Source organism: Actinomyces sp., assembly GCF_030524025.1.
Taxonomy (GTDB): Bacteria; Actinomycetota; Actinomycetes; order Actinomycetales; family Actinomycetaceae; genus Actinomyces.
This window is the reverse complement of sequence record NZ_JAUNHI010000018.1, coordinates 40,198-48,526: the sequence shown is the minus strand read 5'-3', so window position 1 is coordinate 48,526 and position 8,329 is coordinate 40,198. Positions and strand designations below refer to the sequence as shown.

Here is an 8,329-nt window from a genome sequence, read left to right as displayed (position 1 = left end):
CCAGCCACGAAACTACCCACAGCCGCTTGACACACCACATAGGGGCACCCCCCTTGTTCGGAACTCCATTTCTCAGATACCAGGATTTCTGCCTGCACTGGAACTCCGTAAGTCCGTACGATCGATAATCGAAACTTTGAAATCGTCGGCAGATTGTGGGAGTTGACGAAACCTTCGTCGACGGATCCGAATGCGTTGTTCGCCAACAACTCGGGCTCATTCGAGGAGGGCAATGTCATCTGGTTGGTCATCTATCGATCTCCTTGTTTTGGAGTGATGGACATATCTGCAGATATGCGCTACTGAATATAACGCAAAAAAACCGTAACACGGCGTCAGGCTCTATGTCAAGGGCATTTTGCCCTGCTTGATTCAGGACGGTTTGTTTAATAGGGATTGTTTTTTGTTGTCACAATTACGTGTCTCCGTCGGTTCGCATACTGCTTTAGTTGGCCGTTCAGGTCTTGCCCATGAAACACCAAGACTGTGTCCATACCCGGGTAACAGGATGAAGTTTCGGCCAGCGTTGCGATCCTGGTCCCACCGTTCGGCTGCCCGCACACGTACCCTGCGGGCATGAGCTCACCTGCGCGCGTCTACCTGGACCACGCCGCGACCTGCCCTGTGCGCCCCGAGGTCGCCGAGCAGGTCCGGGAGGACTTGGCCGCCGGACTGGCCGGTTCGGCCAATCCCGCCGCCCGCCACGCTTCGGGCCGTCGAGCCGGAGCGCTGCTGGAGCAGGCGCGCGCCCGGCTCGCCGCCGCCCTCGACGTCGACCCCCACGAGGTGATCCTCACCTCCGGGGGCACCGAGGCCGACTCCCTGGTCGTGGCGGGCCGGGTGCTGGCAGCCCGCGCCGCCGGCGTGCCCGCCCCGCGCCTGGTCACCTCCCCCATCGAGCACCCGGCGGTCCTCGACTCGGCACGCACCGCCGCCGAGCACCTGGGCGCGGAGCACGTCCAGGCCCCGGTCGACCCGGCCGGCCGCGTGCTCGCCGATGGTCTGGCCCGGGCCGTCTCCACCGGGCCCGTCGCCCTGGTCAGCATCATGACGGCCAACAACGAGACCGGCATCGTCCAGGACATGGCCACGGTCGTGGCGACTGTGCGCGCCGCCAGCGGCCAGGACCGTCCCGGGCGCGGCGGGTACATCCCGGTCCACTCCGACGCCGTGGCGGCCCTGGGCCGGGTCCCGGTCGACGTCCGCGGGTGGGGGCTGGACGCCCTCAGCCTGTCGGGACACAAACTCGGTGCCCCGGTGGGGACGGGGGCACTGGTCGCCCGGCGCGACCTGGAGCTGATCTGCCCCACCGGCGGCGGACGTCAGGAGCGGGGACTGCGCTCGGGCACCCAGGACCTCGTGGGGGCGCGGGCCCTCGCACTGGCCGTCGAGCTGGCGGTGGCCGAGCAGCATGAGGAGGCGACGCGGCTGGAGACGCTACGCAGCCGGGTCCTGGAGGGAGCGACGGCTCTGCCGGGCGTCCACGCCACGCTCCCGGCCGAGGCCCCCCACCTTCCGGGCACCGCCCACCTGTGGTTCGAGGAGGTCTCGCCCGAGGCGCTCCTCATGAGCATGGACCTGGCGGGCATCGACGCATCGGCGGGATCGGCCTGCCACGCCGGCGTGAGCCGCCCCAGCCACGTCCTGCTGGCGATGGGCCACGGACACGAGGAGGCCCGCTCGACGCTGAGGGTGTCCATGAGCCTGAACACCACCGACGCCGACGTCGAGCGCCTGCTGGCGGTCCTTCCCGGCGCGCTCGCGGCCGCCAGGCGTGCCCACACCCCGAGATCGGGAGATATGACACCCCGAGATCGGGACAGAGGACACCTCGAGATCAAGAGCGGCATGTCGGCGCTCAACGAGGCCGGTGTCATCTGAGCCCTGCCCCGCACCGGGCCACTGACGCGTTAGGATGCGCCCCGATTTCATTGTCCTCGTCATCGTCTTGCTGAAGGAGCCGTGTGCGCGTACTGGCAGCCCTGTCCGGCGGGGTCGACTCCGCCGTGGCCGCGGCACGCGCCGTCGACGCCGGCCATGAGGTGGTCGGTGTCCACATGGCTCTGTCCCGGGAGCCTGCCGCCACCCGGGCGGGGGCACGGGGATGCTGCTCCATCGAGGACGCCTCCGACGCCCGTTGGGCCGCCGAGATCCTCGGGATCCCCTTCTACGTGTGGGACCTGTCCCAGGAGTTCACCCAACGCGTCGTGTCCGACTTCCTGGCCGAGTACAGGGCCGGGCGCACCCCCAACCCCTGTGTGCGCTGCAACGAACGGGTCAAGTTCGACGCCCTGCTCGAGCGCGCCCTCGCCCTGGGCTTCGACGCCGTGGCCACCGGCCACTACGCGCGCCTCAGCGGTGGGGCGGCGGCGGGCAGGCCCGGCCAGGCGCAGGGGGTCGAGCTGCGCCGCGCCGTCGACACCGCCAAGGACCAGTCCTACGTCTTGGCGGTCTCCGGGCGCTCGGGGCTCAGCCGTGCGCTGTTTCCCCTGGGGGACGCCCCCTCCAAGGGCGCGGTCCGTGCGGAGGCCGAGCGCAGGGGCCTGCCGGTGGCCGACAAGCCCGACTCCTACGACATCTGCTTCGTGGCCGACGGCGACACCCGTGGCTTCCTGACCCGCAGCCTGGGGGCCGAGCCGGGCAGGCTCGTGTCCCCCGACGGCGAGGTCCTGGGCACCCACGAGGGCTACTTCGGCTTCACCGTGGGCCAGCGCAAGGGACTGGGCCTGACCCGCCCGTCCCCCGACGGGCGCCCCCGCTACGTGCTGGAGACCCGGCCACAGGCCAATGAGGTGGTGGTCGGGCCGGCCGAGCTGCTCAGCCGCTCGACCGTGGCCGGCGATGGCCTCGTGCTCCTGGCCGAGCCCGAGGAACTCGGGACCGCCATGGGCTGGCGGCAGGTGGGCGTGCAGGTGCGGGCGCACGGACGGGTCGTCGGCGCCGACGTCGTCGTCGACCCGGGAGCCGGAACCCTCAGCGCCGGGCTGAACGAGCCGGTGCGCGGGGTCGCGGCGGGACAGTCGGTCGTCATCTACGACAGCGCGCCCCCGTGTGACGGCGACCGGGTCCTGGCCCAGGCCACCATCACCTGAGGGCGCGCCGGCTCAGCGCAGGCAGTTGTGCCGCTCGATCGCGCGCACCGCCCACCACACCAGTACCGCCGCCAGCAGTGGGCCGACGAGCACGCTGCCGGCACCCACAACGGTCGGATCGACACCGGTCCTCACGGCCTCCAGGAACTCGGGCCACATGATGCGGGTGGTCAGATCGCCGGTGGTCATGTCCACGCCGAGGACGGCGGCGTTGCGGGGCGCCTGGGTGCGGACCTCCTGGACGAACAGCGTGCGCAGCATCAGCGGTACTCATTTCGGAACAGGGCGTCCAGGCTCATGCCGTGGGCCTGGCGCAGGTCGTCGGCGTCGCCCGCCAACAGCAGACGCCCATCCTTGATGAAGACCACCGAGTCGATGATCGGCTCGACGTCGGAGATGAGGTGGGTGGCCTTGGCCGGGTCGAAATCGGCGAAGAGCCGGGCGAACAGGTCCACCGCGCGGGTCGCGGTGAGATCGGAGTCGAGGAAGGAGGCATCGGGCAGGAAGGATGCGAGTGCCTTGCTCTGGTGCCCGGGGCGGTGGCCGGCGATGGTGACCGTGCCGTCGTAGTCCGCCAGGACGCCGGCAAGGATCTTGAGCAGGGTGGTCTTGCCGCAGCCGTTGGCACCCATGAGGCCACGATCCGGCCCGCCGGCGGGCCACTGGCCCGAGACGATCCGCAGACGGAAGTCGTCGACGAGGTGCCCTCCGGGACCGTCGACTCCCGGCCCGTGGGATCGTCGTCATGTCCTGCAACAGTGGAGGGAGCACGGGCTTCGATGCCCGGATGGTCGACGACCAGTCCGACGAACGGCCCCCGAGCTCGACACGGAGCTCGGGGGCATGGTTCGGCCTCGACAATGCGCAGCAGCCAGTCCCCGCCGGGGGGCACGGTCGCATCCTGCGAGCTGGTTCAGCCGCCTGTTGGCATGGGGCACTACTCGGCGCCCCGGCCAGGGGCACTCAGGGGCGCAGCCGCTCGAGCTCCTCGACCAGCTGGGGCACGACCTGGGTGACGTCGCCGACGACACCGAAGTCGGCCATCTCGAAGATCGGCGCCTCGGAGTCGTCACAGATGGCCACGATCGTCCCCGCGCCCTGGATACCGCTCGTGTGGTGCACGGCGCCCGAGACGCCCAGACCGATGTAGAGGCGCGGCGCGATGGACACGCCGGTCTGTCCCACCTGGGCGCTGCGCTCGATCCACCCCTCGTCGCAGGCCACCCGGGTCGCGCCGACCGCGGCGCCGAGGGGCTCGGCCAGCGAGCGGACGAGGTCGAAGTCGCCGTCGACGCCCCGCCCGCCGACGACGACGGTGCGCGCCTCGACGAGGTCGGGGCCCGCAGCCACGGTGGTCTGCTCACTCGAAACGAGGGTGACGGCCGAGGCCTCCGGGGACAGCTCGACGGCCAGCTGCTCGACGGGCGCCGGAGAGGGGGCAGGCACCGGGGCGGCCTCGACGGCGCCGGGGCGCACCGCGACGACCGGGACACGACCCGTGCCGGGCGCCACCGCCAGGGTCGTCGTCCACGAGCCCGACAGGACGAGCTTGGAGGCGCGCAGCTCCTCGCCGACGATCTCGAGGTCGGCGACATCGCTGGCGCAGGCCGAGTCCAGAAGGACTGCGGCGCGCCCGGCGATCTCCTTACCGCGGTAGTCGCTGGTGACGAGCACGACCCCCGGGGCGTAGGCGCCGACGGCCGCGACGACGGCATCGGCCGCGCCGGCCGCCGTGACCGCGGCGGCCGGGTCGACCGCGAGCACCCGGACAGCACCGCAGCCGCTCAGCGCGGGGCCGGCCGCGGCCGCCTGGTCGGGGCCGGCCAGCACGAGGGCGGTGACCTCACCGCTGGTCAGGGTTCGGGCCGCGCTGATCAGCTCCAGGGCGGGTGCGGTGGGGGCCCCTGCCGCGTCGAGGTCGGCGAGGACGAGGACGGGTGCGTCGATCATGGTCGTGTCTTCTTCCTTAGACGAGCTTGGACTCGACGAGCCAGGCAGCGAGCTCGCGGCCCGCCTGGCCGGCGTCGGTGCGGATCGTGCCGGCCTGGCGGGCGGGCCTGGCCTGGGAGTCGACAACCGCCACCCCGGGCGAGGGCACCTCAAGGCCGATGTCGGCGGCGGACCAGGTCTCCACCGGCTTCTTCTTGGCGGCGCGCATCGCCGCGAAGTTGGGGTAACGGGGCTCGTTGGCCTGGTCGGTCACGGAGACCAGGGCGGGCAGGGGGCAGGAGAGCACCTCGCGGACCGCGCCCACCGAGCGGGTCACACTCACCGTGCCCGCGTCGACCTCGAGCCCGTTGGCCAGGGTCAGGGCGGGGAGTCCCAGCGCTGCGGCCAGCGCTCCGGGCAGCATCGAGGTCATCGCGTCCAGCGAGGCCATGCCCGTGATGACGAGGTCCACCCCGCCGACGCGGGTGATCGCCGCCGCCAAGGCCCGTGCGGTGGTCACGACATCGGCCCCCTCCAAGGCGGCGTCGCTCACGATCACCCCGGAGTCGGCACCCATCTGCAGGGCGCGGCGCACACCGTCCTCAGCATCCTCGGGCCCCATGGTCAGGGCGACCACCTCGCCCCCGTGGTCATCCACGAGGCTGACGGCCGCCTCGACGGCGTTCTCGTCGAGCTCGTTGAGGACGTCGTCCTCACCGCGCACGAGGCGGCCGTCCTCAAGCCGCCGCTCGGACTGCACGTCGGGGACGTGCTTGATGCAGACCACGATTTTCATGCCGACAAGGTTGCCATATCTCTCTGCAGGCTCCGGTGAGTGCTGTCTCACGTCTGCCCGCTCAGCCGTCCTGAAGGTGACCACTGTCGCCTTCCACCGGTTGTCGCTCATCGGGCAGTGGTCGGACAATGGGTGACATGTCCGTCCTGCCCACGTCGGAGCCGGCACCCCTCGCCGCCTCCAGCGCCCTCGACCCCACGCGCCTGGGGGCCACCCTTGTCGCGGACGGCGCCGACTTCGCCGTGGTCGCGCCCCGGGCGCACGCGGTGGACCTGTGCCTGGTGGAGACCGACGCGCAGGGACGCGTCGTCTCCGAGCAGCGGGTGGGCATGCACGGCCCGTCGCGGGGGGCCTGGAGCGCACATGTCGAGGGCGTCGGCGCGGGCCAGCGCTACGGGTACCGGGTGCACGGTGCGTGGAACCCCTCCGAGGGCCTGCTGTTCAACCCCCGCAAGCTGCTCCTGGACCCTTACGCCCGGGCCATCGACACCACGCCCCGGCTCAGCCCCTCGCTGTTCGCCCACGCGGTCACCCAGGATCTCGAGCCCACCGGCTTTCCCCTCATGCCCTCGGACCTGGACTCGGCCGACGACGCCGCGCGAGGCGTCGTCGTCGGTGCGCAGTTCCCCATCGTCCCCGGACCACGGGTCCCCATGGACCGCACGGTCATCTACGAGACCCACGTCAAAGGCATGACCCACGACATGCCCGAGATACCCGCCGAGCTGCGGGGCACCTACGCCGGCCTGGCCCATCCCGCGGCGATCACCCACCTCAAGTCCCTGGGGGTGACCTCTGTCGAGCTCCTGCCCATCCACGCGGGCTTTTCCGAGGCCTTCCTCCTTCAGCGGGGCCGGACCAACTACTGGGGCTACTCGACCCTGTCCTACTTCGCCCCGGAGCCCACCTACGCCACGGCAGCAGCCAGGAGGCGGGGGCCGCAGGCGGTTCTCGACGAGGTCCGCGGCATGGTCTCGCTGCTGCACGAGGCGGGGCTCGAGGTCATCATGGACGTGGTCTACAACCACACCTGCGAGTCCGGCGTCGACGGGCCGACGCTGTCCCTGCGCGGACTGGACAACCTCGAGTACTACCTGCACGCCAACCACCGTCCGGCCCAGTACGTCGACGTCACCGGTACCGGCAACACGGTCGACTTCCGCTCCACGCGTGCGGTCCAGCTCACCCTGGACTCCCTGCGCTACTGGGTCACCGAGGTGGGCATCGACGGGTTCCGCTTCGACCTGGCCGTCACCCTGGGGCGGGACGCCAGTGAGTTCCACGCGCGCCACCCCCTGCTCATCGGCATCGCCACCGACCCCGTCCTCCAGCGGGTCAAGCTCATCGCCGAGCCATGGGACATCGGGCCGGGCGGCTGGCGCACCGGCGAGTTCCCCTCGCCCTTCCACGACTGGAACGACCGCTACCGCGGCACGGTGCGCTCCTTCTGGCTGCGCGACGCCATGGAGATGTCCAAGGGGCGCCACGGCATGGACCTGCGCGACCTGGCCACACGCCTGTCGGGCAGCGCCGACATGTTCTCCTACGGGGAGTACCCCGGGGGCCGGGGCCCCTTGGGCTCGGTCAACTTCGTCACCGCCCACGACGGCTTCACCCTGCGCGACCTGGTCAGCTATGACCACAAGCACAACCTGGCCAACGGGGAGGACAACCGGGACGGCACCGACGACAACCGTTCCTGGAACCACGGCTTCGAGGGGCCGGTGCCCGAGGGCATGGGCGGCGGGCCCATCGAGGTCCTGCGGCGCCGGTCCTCGCGCAACGTTCTGGGCACCCTGTTCATCTCGGCCGGCACGCCCATGATCCTGGGCGGGGACGAGATGGGCCGCACCCAGCAGGGCAACAACAACTCCTACTGCCAGGACTCGGAGATCTCCTGGTTCAACTGGGAGCTGTCGACCTGGCAGCGCGACCTCATCGCCACGACCCGGTTCCTCATCTCCCTGCGCAACGAGCACCCGGTCCTGCGTCCCACCTCCTTCGCCACCGGCGCGGTTCCCGAGGGCGACACCATCCCCGACTTGGCGTGGTTCCAGGCGAGCGGCACGCCCATGGACTCCGGGGCGTGGCACGACGCCGGCACCCGGGTGGTCCAGATGCTGCGCAACGGCCGGCCCTTGGACGACGATGACCTGCTCGTGGTCATCAACGGCACGCTCGACCAGGTCGACGTCGTGCTGCCCGAGGGCCACACCACCGACTGGCACCTCGTGTGGGACTCCACCTGGGCTGTGCCGCGGCCGCAGACCTCGGCTTTCGCCCTGGCCCGGCGTGTGCGGCGCGGGCCCGCTCCCCCGCCGGCCAGACGTGCCGAGCGCGGCGGCGCTGACTGCCGCCAGGACCGGCCCGGAGACACGACCACCCTGGACCCGCTGTCGATGCGGATCTACTTCTCCGGGGAGCCTTTGGGCGAGCCGTTGGGTCAGTGAGTCGGCGTGCCCCTGACGCCGGGCCGGTCCCCACACCGCGACCTGCGGACGATGACCGCTGC

General features: G+C 71.0%; 7 protein-coding genes and 1 pseudogene. 3 read left to right on the top strand and 5 right to left on the bottom strand.

The window, feature by feature from the left end:
* A partial coding sequence (locus tag Q4C85_RS07980; RefSeq protein ID WP_303141131.1) for a hypothetical protein occupies positions 1 to 251 on the bottom strand: 251 nt, incomplete at its 3' end.
* 325 nt (positions 252 to 576) lie between these two features.
* On the opposite strand from Q4C85_RS07980, the gene Q4C85_RS07975 reads away from it, so the two are divergent.
* Together Q4C85_RS07975 and mnmA are read left to right on the top strand one after the other, a co-directional pair.
* A complete protein-coding gene (locus Q4C85_RS07975; protein ID WP_303141130.1) occupies positions 577 to 1,881 on the top strand; it encodes a cysteine desulfurase family protein in 1,305 nt (434 codons plus the stop codon).
* Between the two features lie 83 nt (positions 1,882 to 1,964).
* On the top strand, positions 1,965 to 3,092 hold the full coding sequence (mnmA, locus tag Q4C85_RS07970) for a tRNA 2-thiouridine(34) synthase MnmA (RefSeq protein ID WP_303141129.1): 1,128 nt from the start codon (positions 1,965 to 1,967) through the stop codon (positions 3,090 to 3,092).
* Between the two features lie 12 nt (positions 3,093 to 3,104).
* Here the strand turns inward: mnmA and Q4C85_RS07965 are convergent, their stop codons facing one another.
* The 4 genes and pseudogenes from Q4C85_RS07965 to Q4C85_RS07950 all read right to left on the bottom strand — a co-directional run bounded on the left by Q4C85_RS07965 (position 3,105) and on the right by Q4C85_RS07950 (position 5,817).
* Positions 3,105 to 3,353, bottom strand: a complete 249-nt coding sequence (locus Q4C85_RS07965; RefSeq protein ID WP_303141128.1) for a hypothetical protein — start codon at positions 3,351 to 3,353, stop codon at positions 3,105 to 3,107.
* Positions 3,353 to 3,730: pseudogene (locus tag Q4C85_RS07960) on the bottom strand (ATP-binding cassette domain-containing protein); the annotation flags it as partial. The pseudogene Q4C85_RS07960 and the gene Q4C85_RS07965, both read right to left, overlap by 1 nt.
* Before the next feature lie 325 nt (positions 3,731 to 4,055).
* Positions 4,056 to 5,042, bottom strand: coding sequence for an electron transfer flavoprotein subunit alpha/FixB family protein (locus Q4C85_RS07955; RefSeq protein ID WP_303141127.1), 987 nt, complete (start codon positions 5,040 to 5,042; stop codon positions 4,056 to 4,058).
* A gap of 16 nt (positions 5,043 to 5,058) precedes the next feature.
* Positions 5,059 to 5,817 carry an electron transfer flavoprotein subunit beta/FixA family protein gene (locus Q4C85_RS07950; protein WP_303141126.1) on the bottom strand — a complete coding sequence of 253 codons (759 nt, stop codon included), beginning with the start codon at positions 5,815 to 5,817 and terminating at the stop codon, positions 5,059 to 5,061.
* A 128-nt stretch (positions 5,818 to 5,945) separates the two neighbouring features.
* On the opposite strand from Q4C85_RS07950, the gene glgX reads away from it, so the two are divergent.
* Positions 5,946 to 8,267, top strand: coding sequence for a glycogen debranching protein GlgX (gene glgX, locus Q4C85_RS07945; RefSeq protein WP_303141125.1), 2,322 nt, complete (start codon positions 5,946 to 5,948; stop codon positions 8,265 to 8,267).
* Positions 8,268 to 8,329 lie beyond the last annotated feature (62 nt).

Bases quoted from the DNA above. Each gene is read 5' to 3' on its own strand.
- Q4C85_RS07975 (WP_303141130.1), top strand. From the start codon at position 577: ATGAGCTCACCTGCGCGCGTCTACCTGGACCACGCCGCGACCTGCCCT.
- Q4C85_RS07965 (WP_303141128.1), bottom strand. From the start codon at position 3,353: ATGCTGCGCACGCTGTTCGTCCAGGAGGTCCGCACCCAGGCGCCCCGC.
- Q4C85_RS07955 (WP_303141127.1), bottom strand. From the start codon at position 5,042: ATGATCGACGCACCCGTCCTCGTCCTCGCCGACCTCGACGCGGCAGGG.
- Q4C85_RS07950 (WP_303141126.1), bottom strand. From the start codon at position 5,817: ATGAAAATCGTGGTCTGCATCAAGCACGTCCCCGACGTGCAGTCCGAG.
- glgX (WP_303141125.1), top strand. From the start codon at position 5,946: ATGGGTGACATGTCCGTCCTGCCCACGTCGGAGCCGGCACCCCTCGCC.